Origin of the sequence: Caballeronia sordidicola (assembly GCF_000729995.1) — a bacterium.
GTDB lineage: Bacteria > Pseudomonadota > Gammaproteobacteria > Burkholderiales > Burkholderiaceae > Caballeronia > Caballeronia sordidicola_A.
Genome location: NZ_JNFG01000009.1, coordinates 240791 through 262490 on the forward strand (window position 1 = coordinate 240791; position 21700 = coordinate 262490).

The following is a 21700-nucleotide window of genomic DNA, read 5'->3' on the forward strand; positions in this document are numbered from 1 at the left end:
TTTCGCCTTTATGCTTTGAAGCTGGGAAGCAAAGTTGTTTCCAGCCACCGGGTACTAATTCGATTATTTCGGAAGTCGTCGTGACTGACGATTGCAGTCAGCAACGGAATGTTCGTCGCAATGCCCTGAACCTGAAATTTCGACAATGCCTTGATCAGCCGGTCAATCGCTTCCTCTCTCGTGTCCGCGCTGACAATGAGCTTTGCAATCATGCTGTCGTAAAAAGGCGGAACGACCGAGCCCTCCATCACCGCAGAATCGACTCGCACGCCCGGGCCAGTGGGGGGAACCCATCGCGTAATCTTTCCTGGGCTGGGAGCAAAGTTCCGAGCCGGGTCTTCGGCGAGAATGCGCGCCTCGATTGCGTGCCCTCGAGGCTCAATTGTTTCCTGCTGTGGCAACGTCCTGCGACCCAGTGCAACCTCAATCTGCATCTTGATAAGATCGAATCGAGTTATCTGCTCAGAGACGGGATGCTCGACCTGAATCCGCGCGTTAACTTCCATGAAAAAGAACTCTTGACGGTCCACGTCATAGAGGAACTCCACGGTACCAGCGTTGCGGTATGAGATCGAAGACAGAAGGCTGACAGCTGCGGCCCGCAAGCGTGTGCGGACGTCATCCGGCAGTATTGCCGCAGGCGCCTCTTCAATCATCTTTTGGTATCGGCGCTGCACAGAACAGTCGCGCTCGGCGAAGTGAATCACGCCGCCCGCACCATCCCCAACAACCTGAACCTCAAGGTGGCGAGCGCGCTCGACGTAGGTTTCGATATACAGCGTATCGTCACCGAAGGCTTCGCGCGCAGTGGCGGCTGCACGGTCGAACGCGTCAGCCAATTCTTCCGCGTTGCGCGCGACAATCATCCCGCGGCCGCCGCCGCCGGCTGACGCCTTCGTAATGACGGGGTATCCAATCGACTCCGCAACGCGCAATGCCTCATCCTTGTCCGCGACCTTATCGCTGCCCCTGGTCATGGGAACACCCGCTGCTTCGGCCAAACGCTTAGCCGACAGCTTGTCGCCTACCGCACGAATAGAGTCCGCTGTAGGCCCAACGAAGACCACTCCTTCCTGCGAGCACAGTTCCGCCAAAGCCGGTCGCTCGGACAGGAACCCGTATCCTGGGTGAAGTGCCGTGCATCCGGTTGCTACGGCTGCATGAACCACCAGGTTCTGATTGAGATACGAGTCGCGCGATGCTGACGGACCCAGCACCACCGTCTGGCCCGCCTCTCTCGCAGCGGGGCTGTCCGTGTCAGCGATCGAGACGCCAAGAACGGTCTCAATGCTTAACTCATGGGCAGCCTTGATGACGCGCAGAGCGATTTCGCCTCGGTTGGCGACAAACAACCGCTCGGTCTTGGCGGTTACGTTAGCCATTCGTTTGCACCACAAAGAGCGGTTGTCCGAATTCCACGAGGTCGCCGTCCGTGGCCAGGATTTCGCGGACGACACCCTTCACGTCTGCACGCAAGGTAGTGAAAAGCTTCATGACCTCAATGAGACACAGTTCGGTGTCTTCAGTGACCTCCTGGCCAAGCTCAACGAATAGCGGAGCACCCGGTTTCGGCGACCGATAGAAAGTTCCAAGCGATGGCGCCGAGACATGCACACACCCCGGAGGAAGCTCATTATTCCCTCCAGCGGGCGAACTTGGGGCAGCCTCCTTTCGCGTTGACGTCGATGCAACGGCCGCGGCGACAACCGGAGCGCTCGCCGCTCGCGCCTGCGGAGCTGTCGACGAGGAGGTGGATGAAAACGAAGCACGACCGTCGGCATCCTTGCTAAGAAACAGTTCGCTGTTCCCCACGCGAAGCTCGAGTTCTTTCCACTTACTCTGCTCAAACATGCGGACGATAGCTTCGACGTCACCTGAAGAGATTGTCATAACCTTCCTTTATCAAAAATTTGGTCAACTCGAACGTGGCTTGAGGTTCAACCGGGCCGTCCAAAAGAGCGACGGCAGCGACGCTTCGACCTCAATCGACCGCAGATCTATTCATTTGCGAAGTGCGGAATTACGTCGTCAACGCATTTCTCGGGAGCAATCTCACGTCTCCTTCAACTTCGCGCGCAACTCAGTGCGCAACACCTTCCCCGTGCTGTTTTTGGGCAAGACATCGAGAAATACATATCGCTTCGGCCGCTTGTACCGAGCAAGATTGTCGAGACAAAGTTGGTCAAGACTCTCAGCTGACAGGGAGTGTCCCGTTCGTGCAACGACAAATGCCACTACCGCCTCACCCCACTTCGCATCGCTCTCGCCAACGACCGCGACCTCCGCTACGCCGATGTCAGAGCAAAGGACGTCCTCAACTTCACGAGGGTAGATATTCGAACCGCCGCTGATGATGACGTCCTTAGCACGGTCCTTTAGCCAAACGAAGCCACGATCGTCCATCGTGCCCATGTCGCCGGTATGCAGCCACCCGTCACGCACCGTCTCTGCTGTCGCCTGGGGCTGCTTCCAGTACCCGTTCATGACAATGGGACTTCGCACCGCAATTTCACCGGCCTCGCCGGCCGCAACCTCGCGGTTGTCCGCATCGACAATTCGTACATCAACGCCTGACCTGGCGACACCGACTGAGACCAGGCGTTCATCCGTTACATCCGAGGTGTACAGATGCTTCGGCATACCCGTAATCGTGCATGGGCATTCGCCTTGACCGTACGCATTAATGAAACGGGAACCGAACACCTCGATAACGCGCTTCACATCGGACGCGAAGAATGGCGCGCCGCCACCGATGATTGAACGGACATGCCCGATATCGCATCGGGCGATGTCCGGACTATCGACCAGGCGTCGGGTCATCGTTGGCGCCGCGAAAAAAGTGAGGTTCTCGTACTGATTGATGAGCAGCGCGATTTCGCCCGCGTCGACTCCACCGCTCACTGGCAGGACGTTGTTCGCCCCTTTCGCAATGAACGATAACGACATCAGTCCAGCAGCATGGGACTGCGGACCCAGATGCAAGAGAGCGTCGCCGTCTGTAATGTGGTCGAAGTCACACAGGTAGCTCCAGGTCATCAACTGCAGGTTGAGGTGGCTGAGCATTGCCCCTTTAGGACGTCCAGTCGTGCCACTCGTATAAAAGAGCCACGCCAGGTCATCACGTCGGACATCGGTCTGCGCAATAGGCTCATGGAATAGCGAAGCGTAGTCGGGCCCATCGACGCATACCACTCTGACCGGACGCTCTCCGCTGCCGGCCAACAATGCGATGGCCTCCACGTGCTCTTCGGTAGCAAGACAAAGAGACGCGTCACAGTTCTCCAGAATGAAGGCGACTTCCCGTGCGTGTAGTTTCGCGTTCACCGGCACAGCAACGAGGCCCGCGTGCCAAATGGCAAACAGAATTTCAAGGTATTGCGACCTGTTATTCATCGCGAGGACCACGCGATCGCCAACTTTCAAACCAAGTACATTGCGCAAGCCGCCGGCCAACCTCATGACGCGTCCGTACATCTCCGAGTAGGTGAACCGCTGCTCGTCTCCCATCGAAACGGCAGGCCGAGCACCGTATGTCCGGGCAGCGTTTCCAAGCAAGTTAGAAATGTTCATGGGTATCAAGGCTTCCATATGGGCCGACTACAATTCCCGCAATGCGGTTCGATCCGTCCTTCTGAATTGCTTAGACGATGAGACGAGACTCCAACACCCCGCGCACGTCCCGCGTAACGTGCAAGACAGTCGATGCGTAGGCATCGACGCTTCCGTGTGCTGCCGTTATCGCGTCAAAAGCAGCCTCAAGGAATCCCGCCTCGACGGAAGTAATTACGCGGACTGCTTCATCGGTAAGTCCAGCTCCGAATCTTTTTTCCAGATCGGCCCGGATTGCAGCCGTACGCGCAGCAGAATCGCCCGCTGTGTTCGTGAGGAGATAGTCATTGACTACGTCATCTCGGTGAACGCCCATTAGCGTGTGCAAGAGCGCGACAAGAACACCTGTGCGGTCTTTTCCCGCCGAGCAGTAGACGACCGTGGGCCCATCGGACTCCGCGAGCGTATGAAAGTACTGACGAAAGACATCAACAAGCGCCGGCCGAAACGGCAACTCTTTGTAACGGGATGTCAGCGTTTTTCTCGCATCCGCACCTTGCATAGCCTGAGACGCTGCCTCAACGTGCGGAGCGAAGGCCGCGGTTTCGCCATCCGAAGCGATGACTACTCCACTGAAGCCTTCATGACGGCGGCACGGTGCCTTGGCTCGCTCGCTTTTTCCACGCAGATCAATGACCGCATTGAGGCCGAGTGCCCGCAATATGTCGAGGTCGTTCTGGGTGGCTTTGGTGTGCTCACCTGAGCGATAGAGCCTGCCCTCGACCAGTCGTCCCCCTCCTGCAACCGCATAGCCACCGTAGTCCCGAAAATTGTGGATACCCGTTGTAGCCACAATGAGCATAGCTTCACGGCTCGAATTTAAGTGCATCACGACGCAGCCTTTTTCTGGAAAACGGCGATAAAGATAGAGAGCGCATTTCCCACAACCAACGCTCTTCTGGCTGACCAGTCTCTGAGAGAACCAGCGATTTGAGTTTATGAAAATTCTCGAACGAGAGTGAGGTGTGCATGGGCCACGTTTATGTGATGACTGCCACTGGCGAGGCACGTCATCGCAAGGGAGTTTGTGACCGGTGAAGTCGAGGTTCGTCTATTTTTGGAGATGCTGATGGCGAGCGGCGCGCTCTAACGTGCTGACTGACGGACCGGGCACCCAAACGGGTCGCTATCAGCAGCGACGCAGTGTATGCATCCGCGGAGGCGGACACATGTTTTTGCACAGTCTGCCGACTGTGAAATTTTAGTTTGAGCTACAGGCGCTCCCCCGCTTCAGGTTCCCAACATGCGCAGGCTTCCACTTCCGACTGTTAGGCGCACGTCTTTTTCGCTCATTTTTCAGCGGTGTATCGGACTACGCAGGCGAATACTGAGTGTAGTCGACCTTGGTTCCACGCCACCCCTCCCAGCGTTTCTTCCAATAGAGGTTGTGCAGCAGGGTTGTCAGTTCGCCCGGCCCAGGCGTACCGCCCAGGACCGTCTCGTCCACGCTGTCGATTGGCATGATTCCACCGGCAGTAGACGTGAGAAAGGCCTCGTCCGCATTTTTCAGCTGTTCGGCATCCACAGCTTCGACACGAACTGTCAGCCCGAGCTCAGCCGCCAGTTCCATTGTTGTCCGCCGGGTTACGCCCTCAAGCACTCCGTGGTCCGGCGTATATATCACGCGGTCCTTGATAAAGAAGATGTTTGCCCCCGGCGCCTCCGTCAGTTTTCCGTTCGCGTCGCACAACACTGGCAGGTCAAACCCTTCATCACAGGCCTTGAAATGAGCCAGTTGTAGGTCCAGCCAGTGGAAGTTCTTCGCAGTCGGATCGACTGATCGCTCTGGAATCCGAATGAATGAACTAATCTGCAACCTCATCCCCCGCTGACGAACCGAGTCGTCAGCAATAAATCGGTAAGGGACGACATAGGCGTAGAACTGATTTTCGTAGCTGTCCGCGTGGTAAGGCCTTCCTCCCGCGGCAAGCCGGCCGCGGGTGACACACCACCATATGTACGCGTCCTTAGTTCCGGCGTGCTTCACGAGCTCGATCAGAATCTCCGAGGTACGATGATTGTCGAACGGATTTCTAAGGCGAAATTTTGCGCTCGAGCGCGCAAACCGCTCCAGGTGGTCATCGAGACGGAAGATGAGACCTTTGCTGATGCTGACGACATCGTATGCGGCATCGCCATGCCGGAATCCCAAATCCAGAATGGGAATTGATGCTTCGGAGATCGGACAAATCTTCCCCGCATACGCTGCGCCGCTCTCGAAAGCAGGGTCGTGAGGCGCCCGGGCATGCTCCGGATGGCTCAACATTATCTCTTGTACGGGAATGATGCTCATTTCTCGACCTCTCCTTTTCAGTTCGCCTCGATTGGGCATTGCGCGGGATCCAATGGTGGCCGCACCCTTCGACTTTCTGTCCTGGTCGTCAACGCGAGCGCAGAACCGAAGGGCTCTGACTTACACGCCCAAGATTGAAATCACTATTGCTGCGGAATCCTCTCCAAGGAAACCGCCGCCATTTTCGGCCAATGCAACCCGCGCGTTCTGTACTTGACGCTCGCCAGCACGGCCTCTGAGTTGCGTGGTCAGTTCGTGGATTTGCGCCAGACCTGTTGCGCCAATCGGATGTCCCTTTCGCACGAGTCCGCCAGACGTGTTCACGGGAATTCTTCCCCCAAGCCGTGTGTCACCGTCCTTGAGCAAACGAACGCCTTCCCCAGGAGCACACAGACCAAGAGCTTCATAGTAGACAAGCTCCGCTGGCGACGATGCATCGTGAAGTTCGACGCAATTCACATCCTCAGGACCGACGCCAGCGTAGCGGTAGGCTTGCCTTGAAACCGCGGTGGTCAGCTTCTCGTCGCCGTCGTGGTAGTCATAACCGCTCGCCAGGACTGAGCTCAGAATCTTGACTGGTTTTGAGACCCCAAGCTCCCGAGCGGCCTTGGGCGACATAAGCACTGCCGCGCTTGCACCGTCCGCAATGGGCGAGCACATCAAGCGCGTCAAGGGTTCGATAATCATCGGGGCCCCAAGCACCTGTTCGGCAGTTAGAACGTCCCGAAACTGAGCGTTCGGGTTGAGGCTCCCGTGAAAGGAATTCTTGGCAGAGACCGCGGCAAAGTCAGCCGCCGTAGCGCCCGCCGACTTCATATAATCACGGGCCATGCGGGCGTACACGTCCATAAACACAGAGCGTGTTTGACCGGCGCCGCCCTCTGCACGACCTTCATTCAAGACAAACGCGTTCAGGGCTTCGGGATGTTCAACATCGGCGCACCCTGCGAAAACCGAGAATACGCGCTCCTTGTCAGGGTGGTAGAGCTTCTCAACGCCGAAGGCAAGGACGACGTCGTAGGCCCCAAGCGTCACCATGGAAGCTGCCTGCTGGAAGGCCGTGGATGCGGTAGCGCACGCATTTTCAACATTAACGACTGGGACCGATCCCAACCCTAGTCCGCGCAAGATGGCCTGGCCTGCGATGCAAACTTGTCCCGTTGTTACTGCAGCTGCAGCGTTACCGGACCAAACCGCTTGTACCTTATCAATGCTGATGCCCGCATCTTCCAGCGCCTCACGAATTGCCTCGTGTGCGAGGCTTGAGAGGGAACGGTCAGAGTGACGACCAAATCGTGTAGTTCCAACACCAGCGATAAATGCGTTTTGCTGCATCACTTACTCCGCAATCGAATGATTTCAAGGCATGCACTCCACCGCTTAGCAGCCGGAGAACTTCCCGCCGTCGCTGACAATCACGGAGCCAGTCATGAACCCCGCATAAGGTGACGACAAGAAGAGAATCGCCGGCGTGATGTCATCGACGCGGCCATGTCGGCCAATCGGGCGCACCTTCAGCTCGCCGTTGAGAGCAGACGCGGGAAGCTCTGCGCCTACACCCCATCCGGAAATGGACTCCTCAATGGCACCATGACACAAACAGTTGGACCGCACGCCGTCAACGCCAAGTCGAAGCGCTTCCATACGAGTCATGTTGACTATCGACCCCATGGCTGCCGAATGCACCGAAGACCCCGTTGGGCCGCCCATGAGGCCGAGATTCGTTGCGACGTTGACGATGTTTCCTCTTGATTGCTTCAGGCTGCCCAAGGCCCGCTGTGTGCAGAACGTCGCCGCCTTGAACGTGCCATTGATTGCGGCGTCCCAGTCTTCTGGAGTCACGTCTTCAAACTTAATGTCTGCTCTGAATCCGCTCGCATGCACCAGCACATCCATGCCGCCCAGTTTCTCAACGGCCGTATCAACCACAGCACGGCATCCGCTCACTTCACTGATGTCGCCAACTATGCACGTCAATTTTTCGGCATGAGCCAGCTCTTTGGACAGTTCTTCGGAGAGCGACTGACTTGGTACCTGAACGGCCACGACGGCGCCATGTTCAAGATAGGCCGCGGCTACCGCTCGTCCGATAGGTGAACTGCCACCGGTAACCAGAACACGCTTCCCAGTAAAATCAATTTGCATTTTCATAATTTTCCTTTGGATTCGAGAAAAACCTATGCGCGGTCGAGTTGCGCCGCTCTCAACGCTTTCGCAAACTTCGGCGCGGCCCTCTTCACGCACAAAACAATCTGGTCGGCCTGCTCGGTCGTGAGCGTCAGCGGGGGCGCAATGGCGGCAATAACGCGGCCGTGTCCGCCGCGCACAATCAGTCCTTCGTCAAGACACGCCTGACTGAGTAGCCCACCAACAGAGGCGATATCACTAAACGCGCGTCGAATCTCGGGGACAGCATCGAACTCGACCCCAATCATCAAACCCTTGCCACGGATGTCGCTCACAAACTCGACGCCATCGAGTTCCTCTCTCAGGCTCGAAAGCAAGTAACTGCCGATTCGTGTCGAGTTTTCCAGTAAGCCCTCTTTATCGATGATGTCGATATTCGCAAGAGCGACAGCAGCTCCAACCGGGTGACCGGACGTGGTGAAACCGTGCCCGAAGAAACCATCAGCCTCTTTCTCGTTGTAGAGAACTTCGCAGATGGCGTCCGAAACCAAGCACGCCGACATCGGGAAATAGCCACTTGTCAGTCCCTTGGCGACCGTTATCAGGTCGGGCTTCATTTCCAGCCCTGGACCTGCAAACCAACTGCCGGTGCGACCAAAGCCGGTGATAACCTCATCTGCAATCAAGAGAACGTCATGCTTTTTCAGTACCTTCGCAATCTCACGGAAGTAGCCCGCGGGCGGAGGTATCACCCCGGCGGACCCTATAATCGGCTCGGCGATGAAGGCTGCGACCGTTTCGCTTCCCTCTGTCTCAATCATCTTGTCGAGCTTGTTCGCCAGGTACAGCGAGAAATGCTCTTCGCTGATGATGCCGGCTGGACGGCGGTGATACTCGGCAGCATCGGTGTGCAGGACACGGTCAATTGGCAAATCGAATGACCGGTGAACAACGCTAAGACCGTTGACACTGCCGGCACCGAGGGTCGTTCCGTGGTATCCACCCCACCTCGCAATGAGCTTCTTTTTTTCGTGCTTTCCCCGGACGTTGTTGTAGCGCCAGACAAGCTTTATCTGAGTGTCGTTCGCCTCTGAGCCACTGTTCGCGTACGTAACTCGCTCCATGTTGTCCGGTGCAATTTCCAGCAAGCGCTCGGAGAGACGGATGAGCGGCTCGTTGCTGAAGTTGCTGAAACTATGGAGAAAACTCGTTTTCTCCATCTGCTCTGTCGCCGCCTTGATGATTTCGGTTCGGCCGTAGCCAACATTCGCGCACCAAAGACCTGAGCCTGCGTCGAGGAATTCCCGCCCATCGGCATTTTTGAGCACGATACCGTTGGTCGAAGTCATAACATTCACGTCTTTGCGGGGTTGAGATTGCAAGGACGAAAAAGGATGCATGATGTACTTTCGGTCGAGCGCCTTAAGATCTTCGATAGTTGCAGTGGTCATTCACGGTCTCCAGCGACGCCGGAACTCGGCTCAATTGCGGCCGCCCCAAGAGCGGGCGGCTGTTGACCCGCCATCGTTCGAGATAACAGAACCCGTAAAGTAGGCTGCTGCATCCGACGCGAGGTAAGCGATGGTAGATCCGCACTCTTCGATACTCCCTAGGCGTTCCAGCGGCACGCATGCCTCGATGAACTGGAACACTTGACCGTTAAGTTTGGCGTTCTCAGCCGCGATAAGCGGGGTGTCGATGTATCCCGGACACAGCATGTTCACTCGAACGCCATAAGGCGCGAGCTCCAAGGCGAGCGATTGCCCAAGGGAAATCATCCCGCTTTTCGCAGCTGCGTACACATGGCTATCTGTTGGTCCAGCACAAATACCCGCCGTCGACGCTGTGAAAATAACGTTACCGCGTGTCTTCTTCAATTCCGGAAGGGCATATTGAGTAAGAAAAAAGGCTGAACGGAGATTCGTATTGATGACGCGGTCGAAATGCTCCTCGGAGAGGTCCTCGAGGTAACCCAATTCGCCGATGCCAGCATTGTTGACCAAACAATCGAGGCAGCCCATCTGCGCCACGGCCTGTTCGACAATAGATTTGCACGAATCTAGATCAGCCACGTCCCCGATGACGGGAACGAGACGTTCGCCTCCGCCCAACTTTTGAATCGTGTCGCGCACGCGCGTCATATCGCGGCCATGGATGGCCACAACCGCACCTTCTTCGAGCAACTGGGTCGCCGCGCCATAGCCGATACCCATCGTGCTGCCCGTCACCAGTATCTTCTTTCCCACTAGCTTCATGTCAGTATCCTCTATGCAGCGATTCTTTCCGTTGGAGGGAGCTCGCAGTCCGCCGGCAGACTCGGCTGGCATCAACTCTCAAATTCACGCCCGTATTGGCTTAAAAGTGATTCGAACCGCGGTAGGATCAGGTCGTAAAGACCATCGAAAGATGGGTCCTGTCCAGGAAGAACGACATCCATTCCCTTCGATACCTCCTCAGGTGTGAGGAAGAAGTAAGGGTCGAGGATGTGTTCTGCACATTCAGTGCACAGACGCAGCGCCGACATGATTTGGAATGCGTGAACTTCACGCAGACGCTGCTGCAGTTGTTCACCGTTGATTTCGCCGTAGTAGCACTGCAGTGCATACCGCGTCATTTCATCGTCCGCCTCTCCCCACATCAACATTTCGGCGACATCCCACATCGGATGCCCATACGCGCCTCCGTCCCAATCGATAAACATGATCTGACCGTCAGGGTCGAAAATCATGTTCACGAACACCATATCGTTGTGGGTCAGGACCGGAAGATAGGGCTGAATTGCCTTTTCGAGCCGATTCGTAATCTCCCGGAATCTGGGCACCATGGCGACCCATTTCGACGGCTGGAAACCATTGGCTTCCTTTCCGTTTTCCATGGCCTTCAGGTAGCGCCTCACCGAGTCGAAAGGCCACCAATAGCTGATTGTTTGCTCTACTGCATGGGAGCCGTTGTGCAGCTTTCTCATGCTGTCGATGATCTGCCTCACGATGGCTCGGTCTTTCATCTGCTCAAGCTGCACACCGTCACCGTGCACGAACTCGGTGACGGTGAGGTTCGGTTCAGCATAAATTAGTCGCGGACCAACGCCGAGCGTGTGTGCCGCGATAGTGCACTGGACGATAGCGGTCTGCCTTGTCCGGAATTGGTCAAAACCGATTCGGACCGCGAATCTCTCTCCGGAAATGGTTGTCACGAAGAAGGTCCGGTTTTGAAGTCCTCCAAATTTCTGCTCGACTTCAATCGGGCCGTCCCAAATCGAAAGTGTCCGGATGTGCGCCTCGGTCTGCGCTGGCGTCCAAGACCGACGCACGTGCGAAATCTCTTCGATCCGCGACAGATGCGCTGCTGTGGTACCGGATTGTCTGATGTCCATCAATCTTCCTGAATTCAAAAGATGAGTTTTGCAGGGGTGACAGTGAAGGATGCCTCCGAAGACGATGCATCTCTACATCCAAGCCACGCGATGCCTCAATTCAAAAGTTTTAGCTCGTAAGGCTCGAAATTACTTGCGGCCGGTCGTTCGAACCGGCCGTGAATTCGAAGTAATTCCAGCCTTGTAGTCCACCGGGCGGATATGTTCTCGGACTATTTAAGAGGTGACGAATCACCCAATCCGTCCACCCTTCTATTGGTTGCTGGCTACAGATTACGATTGAGACGAGAGGAGAAAAAGGTGAGCATCGGACAACTACCGGTGTGGAGAGGTCCAGTTGCCGAACGACTGTCTGAAGTCGCGCCGCTTAACCCGGCCACAAATCTACGAAACCTTAAGGTCGAGCCAATTCATGCCCTCCCGTTCTCACCGACAGACTTCCAAGGCCACGGTAGACCGCGTTTCGGTTTTGTGAACCACCGACATCAGATAACCGCATGTCCGGCCAACGCCTCGCAATAGCGCGAAACGTAACCTCTGCCTCCAACTGAGTGAGTGATGCCCCGATGCAGACATGCGGACCTTGCCCGAATGACAGATTTGACCCCTCTCGCCTCTTGATATCCAAACGGTCGGGAGAGGTATACCTCTCGGGGTCGCGGTTTGCCGAACCAATCAACGCAATGACCAATTGCCCGCGCTCCAGTTTGCGTCCATGGAGCACGTGGTCTGTAGTGACACGCCGTCCTGTGTATTGAACTGGGCTGTCATAGCGCAGGAGCTCACGAACCGCTCCGGGCGTGAGCTCGGGAGCCGCCAGAAGCGCGTTCCATTCTGGCGGATTGGCCAAGAGCGCCCGCATTCCGTTGCCGAGCAGATTTCGCGTTGTCTCGTAGCCTGCAAACAGCATCATTGCGCATTGGGTGACGAGTTCTGGCTCCGAAGCTAACTCCCCTCGCACTTCAGCAGTTATCAACGACGACACGAGGTCATCATCGCAACCGAACGTTCGACGGCTCGCAATCACTTCCTTAAAAAAGCCGTACATTTCAAGAAGGCTGGTCTGGGCTCGCCTCCTTAAGTCCAGGTCTGGCTCCGGGGAGCCGATAAAAGCGGACAAATCTGCCGACCATTCGTGGAGACGGGGTTCGCGTAAATTTTCGATTCCCAACACCCGAGCGATAACCAAGGCAGGCAGCGGGGTAGCTATCTCACTCACGAAATCGAACTCGCGGGTCGCGCCGACACCGTCGATCAACCCAAGTACTGTTGCTTCGACGAACTCACGAGAAACTCGGGAAACAGCTTCCTTCATCGCGCGATTCAGGACTCGCCTCAGACGACCATGGTCTGGAGAGTCAAGAAACAGCATCGCTCGACTAAAAAGCTTCTGGAACGGACAGAGTTCCAACTTGTCTTCGAGCTTTCCCGCCGTTACCCAGCCTCCCGTGCGACGCGCGGAATATCGACGACTCTGCAACACCTCCGCAATATCTCGATGACGCGTGACAAGCCAAGCGCCGCCAAAAAACTCGTCGCTCCAGTGGATCGGGCCCGCGTTGCGCAGCTGTGCATATGTTGGATACGGGTTTTCGAGAAAACCCGTTGTGAGGATATTCATCAACGTATTGCTCGATACAAAGACAGTTAGACAAAAGCTCTTACCGGCCCTCCGCGAGCATCATTGAAAGTCCTGAGCGCGGAGCGACTCGCAATAGCTGACTCGTCCGCACACTCTCTTCCGATGGCTGTACGGACCGTGCCCGGGAGGCGGGTCGGGATGTGCTGTCCAAAGCCGCGCAATATCGCAATGTCCCGCCTGGTCGCCCCGCAACACATCGTGTCCCGTTTGGCTCCCGTGAAGGTCCGGCTTGCAACACGTACCGAGACTACATTACGGAAATAGGCGAAGACAGGTTCGAAACGGACAGCAAAAGTGCAACGAAAGACACGACCGCCTTCAAGTATTCGACAACCATCTGATGTGCATCGCTCGCACAGGAATCTGTCCGCTTAGGACCTCTTTAAACCTACACAAACGTGGACAATAGATTCGCATCGGAGAAGTGTGCGTCCTCGTCCCCAGTGACAACCAACGGACGTGCATCCAAACGGGCAAAAATTCGGAATGACCTCGGCGATGGTGAACAACTCGAAATCTCAGGCGTCAGTGTCCGGTGGCGAAGCCGGAGCTAGTGCTAACTTGGCGTGGCAACAACGCAGCGCACGTCACGTCTGGCATCCGTGCTCGCAGATGCAGCGCGCCGGCGTCGCGCCTCCCCTGCCTATTGCGCGAGCACAGGGGCCATGGCTCGAAGATTACGAAGGTCGACGCTACTTCGACGCCAACAGTTCGTGGTGGGTCAATCTCTTCGGGCATTCCGACGCCGGGATAAACGCAGTGCTTCGAAATCAACTCGTAACTCTGCCCCACGTCATGCTTGCAGGCTGCACGCATGCGCCAGCGGTGGAGCTAGCCGAACGGCTGAACGCCCTGACCGGGGGAGTATTAGGCCATGCGTTCTACGGAAGCGACGGAGCATCCGCCGTTGAGATTGCACTAAAGATGAGCTACCACTACTGGCGCAACAAGGGAGTGGCCGGGAAAAGGGAATTCGTATGTCTTCGCAGCGGCTACCATGGCGAGACGCTCGGTGCATTGTCTGTGACCGACGTTGCGCTATTTCGTCATGTCTATGACCCGTTGCTGCTGCACCCTCACCTGGTCATGTCGCCTGACTCCCGCGCTGCGCGAGACACCGAGACCAACGAAGACGTGGCGAACCGCGCCCTTCAAGAAGTCCGCGCGCTATTCGAAACGCGACATCTGGACATCGCTGCGATAATTATCGAACCGCTGGTCCAGTGTGCCGGGGGTATGGCAATGCACGACGCGGTCTACCTGCGCGGGCTGCGTGCCCTTTGCGATAGATTTGATATTCATCTGATAGCAGACGAAATAGCTGTCGGCTGTGGCCGTACGGGCACCTTCTTCGCTTTCCAGCAAGCGGCACTGCCTGGTGCACCTGCTATCTGGCCGGATTTCCTCTGCCTTTCGAAAGGAATCACCGGCGGATACCTTCCACTTTCTATTGTTCTGAGTCGTGACGCTATCTTCGACGCATTTCTCGACGATGACGTCTCGCGTGGATTCCTTCACTCTCACTCGTACACGGGCAACGCGCTAGCATGCCGCGCGGCGCTAGCTGTACTGGACAGGTTTGAGGAAAACAACGTCCTTCGCAAGAATCAACGCGTCGGGTTGACTCTAACGAAAGCATTGGCAGAGCTCGCGGCTGACCACCGCATTGAGAGTTTCAGACAGTGCGGCATGATATGGGCATTTGACGTCCGTGACGAATTTTCCGGTCCGCAATTCGCTGAACGTTTCCACATGCAGGGTAGACGGCACGGTCTGCTGATTCGTCCGATTGGACGCACAGTGTATCTTCTGCCACCGTACGTTCTGAACAACGAGCTTGCGCACTGGCTCGCGGAGAGGACACTGGAAACCGTCAACGATACGCTTTCGCAACTCGACGACCATCGACACACCGCAGGGTCCGAGGTCACGTTGCCCTGAGTCCGACCACACGGCCACGTTCACCGCTTGCTGCCTCGTGAGTTATCAATCATTACAGTGTCACCCCGCCGGACACCTCAATTGCAGCACCGTTAATGTAGCTTGCGTCGTCGCTCGCCAAGAACGCATAGACACTCGCGACCTCATCGGGCAGCCCCAGGCGTCTCTGCCAGCACGAACTGCGCATCTTGCCAAGACTATCCTCTGGTATCTTGAGCAGGCTGGTTGTACCGATAAATCCAGGACAAACAGCATTGACACGAATTCCCATCGGACCAAACTCACGTGCCCAGCTTTTTGTTAAACCGATAACGCCGAACTTGCTAGCAGAGTAATTCGACTGCCCGAAATTGCCATAGACGCCGACAATGCTGGATGCATTCAGCACCACGCCGCGTCTATGTTTAAGCATCACGTCCACAACGGCCTGAGTGCAGTTAAAAGCGCCTTTGAGATTGACATTCATGACGGCGTCGAACTGCTGGTCGGTCATTTTGACAAGCCGTGCATCCTGAGTGATGCCAGCATTATTTATCAGAATGTCGATCCGGCCGAATCGCCGGCACACCTCCACGACCATCAAATCAATACCGGTGCGACAGGTCACATCCAGCGGAAAACACGCAACGCGACGGCCAATCTGCTTGAGCTTTGCCCATTCTTCGCCTAGCTGCGCATGGGCGATATCGCACATGACTACGACAGCCCCCTCCTCTGAAAGTCGTCGCACCGTTGCGAGCCCGATTCCATCTGCCGCACCCGTCACGACCGCCACCCTGTCCTTGAGCTTCATATTGGTATTTCCAAAGCTCCACGTTGCGGTGATGCAGCTGAATTGAGGACGTTCCACGTAGCCAAACCACTGGCGTAGAGCTGAAACGCGGTGGCCAGCATAACCGCATGGCTATAGTAGGGGTACCTGAGATCATCAAGCTCTCGGCAAGCTGCAGTTGCGTGCTATTGCTTAAGCGCCTGCAACTGGCGCTTCTCTATCGGGTTGTCGCTTTCGGTCCCCAATAAAACTTGAGGGTCGCACATTTGCCCATCAATCTCGACCCAACCCATGTAGTTGTCACCCGCCGCCCATCCGAGCAATTGCTGGACTTCACTTGGTAGCGACTTCACCTTCTCGACGGGCAGGCTCAAATATTGATTTTCTTCCTGACGAAGATTTCCCAGGTCAATCGACATGGTGACGCCGAGTCTGGCCGTCTCAGTCTTGTTTTGACCGCCAGCGTGATACAGCGAGCCGACCCAAATCAATGCAGAACCGGCAGTCATCTCCGTGGAGATGGCTTCGGCCCGCGACGGCTGTCGTTCGTCATCCCATTTATGGCTACCTGGGATGACTAGCGTGCCGCCGTTTTCAGCGGTGAAATCCGAGGCGGCGACCATGATTTGAAGCCGCGCCTCACGTGCGAAAGTGGGATGCCGCCAGGAGAATACCGTGTCGTCGCGATGAAGTGGTTGCTCCCCTTGCCCCGGTCCAATTTGAATCGCCTGTGTCATGCCGACCTGAATCATCGGCGTCACCGCCACCCGATTTTCGCCAAACCACACATCAACCGGCTTTTTAAGAATTGAATCGGCTGCTCCCTTGTACAGAGGGTGCAAAACGATATCGACCATGCGGCGCGACCGTGCGAACAAAGCACCGGCACGTCGCGTATTGACACCTGCGAACGTCGGATCCTCTCCAAACGGCGTGACATTCAAAATAGGTTCAAGGTCGGCGTTCAGTTCGCGGAGTGCGTCTGCCGACAGGAAGCCTTCTATGATTACGCCTCCATCCCGTTCAATCACGGCCACAACATCTTCAACGGTCGCCGCGTTAGTAAGTCTTGTTAGTTTCGACTGTGACATTTTTTCCTCATGGGTTATTCCACTGGAATCTTCACTCCGTGAAATCCGTGACGCCTTATCTCATGTTCAAGAGCCGAATCTAGATTTTTGGTCACCTGAAGTTTCAATCAATACTCCAGACCGACGAGGCTCAGTTATCCGCACTCCCTCTATGTGAGCAATTCTGAACAGCCCGTCAAGACCTCGCCTTCCGGATTTCCCTCCAGTCTATGGTTTGGTCTTCGGTATCGACATGTGAAGGCAGGACAATCAAGATGTGACACATGGCCACCGACCTTCATGGCGAATCAGACAGGCCGTGAAGCGGCCTGAGGTTGACAACACGTCGCGCCTGCGTCGAGGTGAAAGTTGGCCATGCGCCTAACTCTTTCTGGCCTGGATGGACATTGCACATACAGCGGATGTCGATAGAATCAATTTGTCAATGTATGAGCTTGCCGGCAAGACGGCACTTACCGGACCAATATCCCATGCGGCAACTCGTCGTCAATGCGCGGTTCGCTGTGCGCCTTCGCATCGCCTCATCTATCTAGTTATCCTAACTTTCTGTCAAACTCTTTACCAATATCAACAAGCTTTCCTATAAAGAGCGCCTCACCTGCGAAGCGCTGTCAGGCAAACTGCAGGGGGACCGCGAATGCATCTGAATTTTCTACTGCGTCGTAGCCTTTGTAGGGCAAATCGAATCTCTGCCACTTTTGATGTCGAGCGGATTCTGGTTTGTACCTATTCTACAACCAGTGGTCCTTCACATTGACCTCAGCGCACTTAGAAATGACCTCGACGCACATTTCAGCAGGATTTTGGCTCCTTAAACTCAAAGGGAATGAATAGCCACTGACACACAGCAGGGGCGCCCAATGTTTCATATGAATCGGATTTCGGACGGAGCGTCACGTTCCTCGAAGAATATCTCACTGGCAACCCGGCGAAAATTGAAGGTAACGCGATGAACAACCATCACCCCAGCCTCGCCCGCACCGAAAGACTCTCCCTGTTAATTGTCGCGACCTTGGCTTGGCTGAGTTTTGCAAGTCTCCCCTATGAGGTCGCGAGTCTTTCAAGTCGCTTTGGCGTGAACGAGGCGATAGCGGGCTGGATAGCTTCCGCCGAACTCCTTGCGCTGGCCATCGCGGCGGTAGTCGCCGGCCGTTCGATTGAATTTCGTGATAAGCGACTTCTCTCGGTTACGGCGGTCGCAATCGCTATAGCGGGCTCTCTCCTGTCGACTTTCGCGGAAAATTCCACCACAGCGACCGTATCGCGCCTTGTCGTTGGCGCAGGACTCGGGGTGTTAACTGCTACTACAAACGCACTGCCTGCGATGTACAAAGGCCCGGAGAAAACATACGCGCAGATGTTGCTGACGATGTCGTTCATGTTCTCTGCGCTCATGTATTGCGTCCCATCTGCTATCAGTGAATTCGGACCAAGGGGGTTCGATTTTGTCGAGATCCTCTTGCTCGTCTTTGTCGGTCTTTTTTCCTTTGGCGTTCCACGCGCGAAGCTCAAGCGACCGGTTATAAGCAGCGTCAGCTCCTCCCCAAAAGCCATGATGCCAGCTGGCGTCATGCAGGTACTTGTTTCCATATTTGCAATGTTTGCATCGCAGGCGGTCTGCTGGACATTCGCCGAAGCCGCCGCGCAAGTCTTGCATTTAACCGAAGCGGAGGTAACCACCGCGTTTACCGCTTTAGCTCTGGCACAAATCCCAGCGGCGCTTGCGGCTACATGGCTAGGAACGCGACTTGGCTACCGCCTGCCCATCGTCATCGGGCTGATTCTGCTAATCGCAATTTCATTTGGAATGTACGTCGTCCCGACGCGATCGCTTTTCTTGGCGTCGACCATCACGCTTTCCGCTGCCCTGACCTTTACACTTCCCTATGTCCAAGCCCTTCTTGCGGAGCTCGACGATACAGGCCGCAGTGCCGCTATCGGCGGCGCAATTCTAAACCTTGGTGCTGCCGCCGGTCCGGCGCTGGGCGCGTTGTTCTTTTCTCTCGGGGGATTGCACTACATTGGTTTCAGTTCCGCTGTTTTGCTTGTTATCGCTCTCGGGCTGGCACTGAGCGGTGTGCATCTTTTTCAAAAGACGCGAACCGTATCTATTGCCTAGGGAAAGAGGCCGTGTGCACCGAAATGGTCATGGACAATATGAGTCGAAATGGGGTCGCCGACATCGATGTTCGCTGCGCGGATACTGTTTCATGAGCAGCTCCGCGTCCACGCTTATCAAAAGCAAGTTGGGCGGACTCCGCCAGCCACACATTCGCATAAGCCGCACGTCTTCGAAACAGCAAGCGAAGCCAGTTCGAAATGCCATACCGTGGCTGTCTACGCAGCACCTTCCCCGCCCGTGCCTCATCGAAGCGCAGAAGCAGCCGAAAAAGACACCTGCTCGCCGCTCTTCGGCGCTCGCTTGGCAACGGTCTGACAAGCCACTAATTACGAACTACTGAAATGGATATGCGCGATGAGCGAATCAAAAATTTCCGCATGCAGTACTAATCTCATATCGAAAAGCGCTGTAAAGCGATGGCAGGTTTCAGATCTGGTCTCACTCTACGAGCGGCCGTTCATCGACTTGCTGTTCAGTGCGCAACAAGTACATCGCGAGCATTTTTCCCCAAATACGGTACAGCTATCTACCCTTCTCTCTATCAAGACAGGGGGGTGTGAGGAAGATTGCGCGTACTGTCCGCAGTCGGCGCATCACGCTACTAATGTGAAAGCCGCCAAACTTATGACCGTGGATGAAGTCCTCGCTGCTGCACGACTGGCGCAACAGAGCGGCGCAACTCGCTTTTGCATGGGCGCGGCATGGCGGAACCCGAAGGACCGACATCTCGAGCCCATAAAAGACATGATTCGAGGCGTGAAAGCAATGGGTATGGAGACCTGCGTGACACTCGGCATGCTGGAGGCGCGCCAAGCGAAAGCTCTGCGTGAAGCTGGCCTCGATTATTACAACCATAACCTCGATACATCACCCGAATTCTACGGTCAGATTATCTCCACACGCACATACCAAGACCGTCTGGACACGCTCGAGCATGTCCGCGACGCTGGAATCAACGTTTGCTGCGGCGGGATTGTAGGAATGGGGGAATCTCGGCGAGAGCGCGCGGGACTAATTGCGCAACTCGCCAATATGGAGCCCTACCCAGAGTCGGTACCTATCAATAATCTCGTTCAGGTTGACGGTACACCGCTGGCTGGTATTGCACCCCTCGACCCTTTCGAGTTTGTGCGCACCATCGCCATAGCACGCATAACGATGCCCCGCGCAATGGTCCGGCTGTCAGCCGGCCGCGAAAAAATGGATGAAGCCCTGCAGGCCCTTTGTTTCGCTGCCGGAGCCAATTCAATTTTCTACGGGGACCAGTTGCTCACGACGAGCAATCCACAAGTTGACGCCGACCGGCGGCTGCTTGAACGCCTTGGCATACGGGCAGAGGGTTCACAGCCGATGAAGCAGGCGCAGGCGTGTGCCCCCTCTTGTGAGCACGCACAGCATCAGGCGCCCTCAAAGGCAAGCCAAGCTGCATGAACAAAGCGTAGGAACTCGACGCCGGTATTTTTCGATACTGGAGGAGAGACGTCGAGCTCGACGTCCCTCCTGTTTACACACGTCCAAGCTTACCCATTTGATTGCCTAGATGGCTCGTGCCATCAGTTGTTACATGCAACGGAGACCCAGAAATGCATATCGGAGTGCCTACCGAAGGGAGGGCGTACGAGACACGAGTCGCCGCCACGCCCGAAACAGTGAAAAAATATGTCGCCCAAGGACATCGGGTGACTGTGCAGAGCGGTGCAGGCATAGCGGCAAGCTATCTCGACGGCGCTTTCGCTGCTGCCGGCGCAGAGATTGTCGATGCGGTAACTGCATTTGGCGCGGACATCGTTCTAAAGGTCCAATCTCCCAACGAAACCGAGCTGCCTTTGTTGAGGCGCGGTGCGACACTTATAGGGATATTGGACCCTTTCGACAAAGATAGCGCCGCCAAGCTGGCGGCTACCGGCGTCACCGCTTTCGCTCTGGACTCAGCGCCGCGTACGACGCGCGCGCAAAGCCTCGACGTTCTCTCGTCTCAGGCCAATATTGCCGGTTACAAAGCTGTGCTGTTGGCTGCAGGCTTATATCCGCGCTTCATGCCGATGCTCATGACCGCGGCAGGCACGGTGAAAGCGGCTCGAATACTTGTTTTAGGCGCGGGCGTTGCAGGCCTTCAGGCCGTTGCAACGGCCAAGCGGCTCGGTGCAGTGATTGAAGCGTCGGACGTTCGCCCAGCTGTGAAGGAGCAGATTGAATCGCTCGGTGCCAAATTCCTCGACGTGCCTTATGAAACAGACGAGGAGCGGGAAGCGGCTAGTGGCGTCGGCGGTTACGCACGCCCAATGCCGCCGGGCTGGCTGGCGCGTCAGGCCACCATCGTTCATGAGCGTGCGAAGCAGGCTGACATCCTCATCACGACCGCCCTCATTCCGGGTCGAACGGCCCCGACTTTGATTTCTGTTGAGACAGTCAAGGCAATGAAGGCAGGCTCCGTAATCATTGACCTTGCTGCCGGCCGCGGTCCGCAATACGAGGGGCGGCCAGGCGGTAATTGCCCTCTTACCGAAGCCGACGCGGTTGTCACAAAGCATGGGGTATTGATTGCCGGATACACCAATCTGGCCTCCATGGTGCCTTCGGACGCATCTGCACTCTACGCACGCAATATGCTCGACTTCCTGAAGCTGATACTCACGCCGGCGGGAACCTTGAACATCGATTTCTCTGACGACATCATCGCGGCCACACTACTAGCCAAAGACGGTGAACTCACACGCAAGGCTTGAGGAG

17 protein-coding genes are annotated in these 21700 nt (G+C 56.0%); 4 read left to right on the top strand and 13 right to left on the bottom strand.

Annotation, left to right across the window (positions count from 1 at the left end):
• Positions 1-8 precede the first annotated feature (8 nt).
• From FH08_RS0110515 to FH08_RS0110565, 11 genes are all read right to left on the bottom strand, one after another.
• Positions 9-1382 (bottom strand): acetyl-CoA carboxylase biotin carboxylase subunit, encoded by a 1374-nt coding sequence (locus FH08_RS0110515; RefSeq protein ID WP_031358277.1) that lies wholly within the window; start codon positions 1380-1382, stop codon positions 9-11.
• Positions 1375-1890: an acetyl-CoA carboxylase biotin carboxyl carrier protein gene (locus tag FH08_RS0110520; protein WP_031358278.1), complete on the bottom strand. Its 516-nt coding sequence runs from the start codon at positions 1888-1890 to the stop codon at positions 1375-1377. Before FH08_RS0110520 ends, FH08_RS0110515 begins: the two co-directional genes overlap by 8 nt.
• A 162-nt stretch (positions 1891-2052) precedes the next feature.
• Positions 2053-3570, bottom strand: a complete 1518-nt coding sequence (locus FH08_RS0110525) for an AMP-binding protein (protein ID WP_031358279.1) — start codon at positions 3568-3570, stop codon at positions 2053-2055.
• Positions 3571-3640: 70 nt separating this feature from the next.
• On the bottom strand, positions 3641-4411 hold the full coding sequence (locus FH08_RS0110530) for a tyrosine-protein phosphatase (RefSeq protein ID WP_031358280.1): 771 nt from the start codon (positions 4409-4411) through the stop codon (positions 3641-3643).
• 510 nt (positions 4412-4921) lie between these two features.
• Positions 4922-5902 (bottom strand): branched-chain amino acid--2-keto-4-methylthiobutyrate aminotransferase, encoded by a 981-nt coding sequence (locus FH08_RS0110535; RefSeq protein WP_031358281.1) that lies wholly within the window; start codon positions 5900-5902, stop codon positions 4922-4924.
• A gap of 120 nt (positions 5903-6022) precedes the next feature.
• On the bottom strand, positions 6023-7237 hold the full coding sequence (locus FH08_RS0110540; protein WP_031358282.1) for a thiolase family protein: 1215 nt from the start codon (positions 7235-7237) through the stop codon (positions 6023-6025).
• A 45-nt stretch (positions 7238-7282) separates the two neighbouring features.
• Entirely contained in the window at positions 7283-8053 is a 771-nt protein-coding gene (locus FH08_RS0110545; protein ID WP_051888103.1) for an SDR family NAD(P)-dependent oxidoreductase, read from the bottom strand.
• 26 nt (positions 8054-8079) lie between these two features.
• The gene (locus tag FH08_RS0110550; protein ID WP_051888104.1) at positions 8080-9480 is read right to left on the bottom strand and encodes an aspartate aminotransferase family protein; all 1401 of its coding nucleotides are present in this window, start codon (positions 9478-9480) and stop codon (positions 8080-8082) included.
• A 30-nt stretch (positions 9481-9510) separates the two neighbouring features.
• Complete coding sequence (locus tag FH08_RS0110555) at positions 9511-10284, bottom strand: SDR family NAD(P)-dependent oxidoreductase (protein ID WP_031358285.1); 774 nt, start codon at positions 10282-10284, stop codon at positions 9511-9513.
• Positions 10285-10355: 71 nt separating this feature from the next.
• Positions 10356-11402: a phosphotransferase gene (locus FH08_RS0110560; RefSeq protein ID WP_031358286.1), complete on the bottom strand. Its 1047-nt coding sequence runs from the start codon at positions 11400-11402 to the stop codon at positions 10356-10358.
• Between the two features lie 394 nt (positions 11403-11796).
• On the bottom strand, positions 11797-13023 hold the full coding sequence (locus tag FH08_RS0110565; RefSeq protein ID WP_035565825.1) for a cytochrome P450: 1227 nt from the start codon (positions 13021-13023) through the stop codon (positions 11797-11799).
• 519 nt (positions 13024-13542) lie between these two features.
• Here FH08_RS0110565 and bioA point away from each other — a divergent pair.
• Complete coding sequence (gene bioA, locus FH08_RS0110570; protein WP_075583316.1) at positions 13543-14985, top strand: adenosylmethionine--8-amino-7-oxononanoate transaminase; 1443 nt, start codon at positions 13543-13545, stop codon at positions 14983-14985.
• Positions 14986-15037: 52 nt separating this feature from the next.
• On the opposite strand, the gene fabG is transcribed toward bioA, so the two are convergent.
• Together fabG and FH08_RS0110580 are read right to left on the bottom strand one after the other, a co-directional pair.
• Positions 15038-15778 (bottom strand): 3-oxoacyl-ACP reductase FabG, encoded by a 741-nt coding sequence (gene fabG / locus FH08_RS0110575; protein ID WP_031358289.1) that lies wholly within the window; start codon positions 15776-15778, stop codon positions 15038-15040.
• Positions 15779-15942: 164 nt separating this feature from the next.
• Complete coding sequence (locus tag FH08_RS0110580; RefSeq protein ID WP_031358290.1) at positions 15943-16848, bottom strand: phytanoyl-CoA dioxygenase family protein; 906 nt, start codon at positions 16846-16848, stop codon at positions 15943-15945.
• A gap of 949 nt (positions 16849-17797) precedes the next feature.
• On the opposite strand from FH08_RS0110580, the gene FH08_RS0110585 reads away from it, so the two are divergent.
• The 3 genes from FH08_RS0110585 to FH08_RS0110600 all read left to right on the top strand — a co-directional run bounded on the left by FH08_RS0110585 (position 17798) and on the right by FH08_RS0110600 (position 21696).
• Complete coding sequence (locus FH08_RS0110585; RefSeq protein ID WP_031358291.1) at positions 17798-18967, top strand: MFS transporter; 1170 nt, start codon at positions 17798-17800, stop codon at positions 18965-18967.
• Positions 18968-19324: 357 nt separating this feature from the next.
• Positions 19325-20401 (top strand): biotin synthase BioB, encoded by a 1077-nt coding sequence (gene bioB, locus FH08_RS0110595; RefSeq protein ID WP_031358293.1) that lies wholly within the window; start codon positions 19325-19327, stop codon positions 20399-20401.
• 152 nt (positions 20402-20553) lie between these two features.
• Positions 20554-21696, top strand: coding sequence for a Re/Si-specific NAD(P)(+) transhydrogenase subunit alpha (locus tag FH08_RS0110600; RefSeq protein WP_031358294.1), 1143 nt, complete (start codon positions 20554-20556; stop codon positions 21694-21696).
• Positions 21697-21700 lie beyond the last annotated feature (4 nt).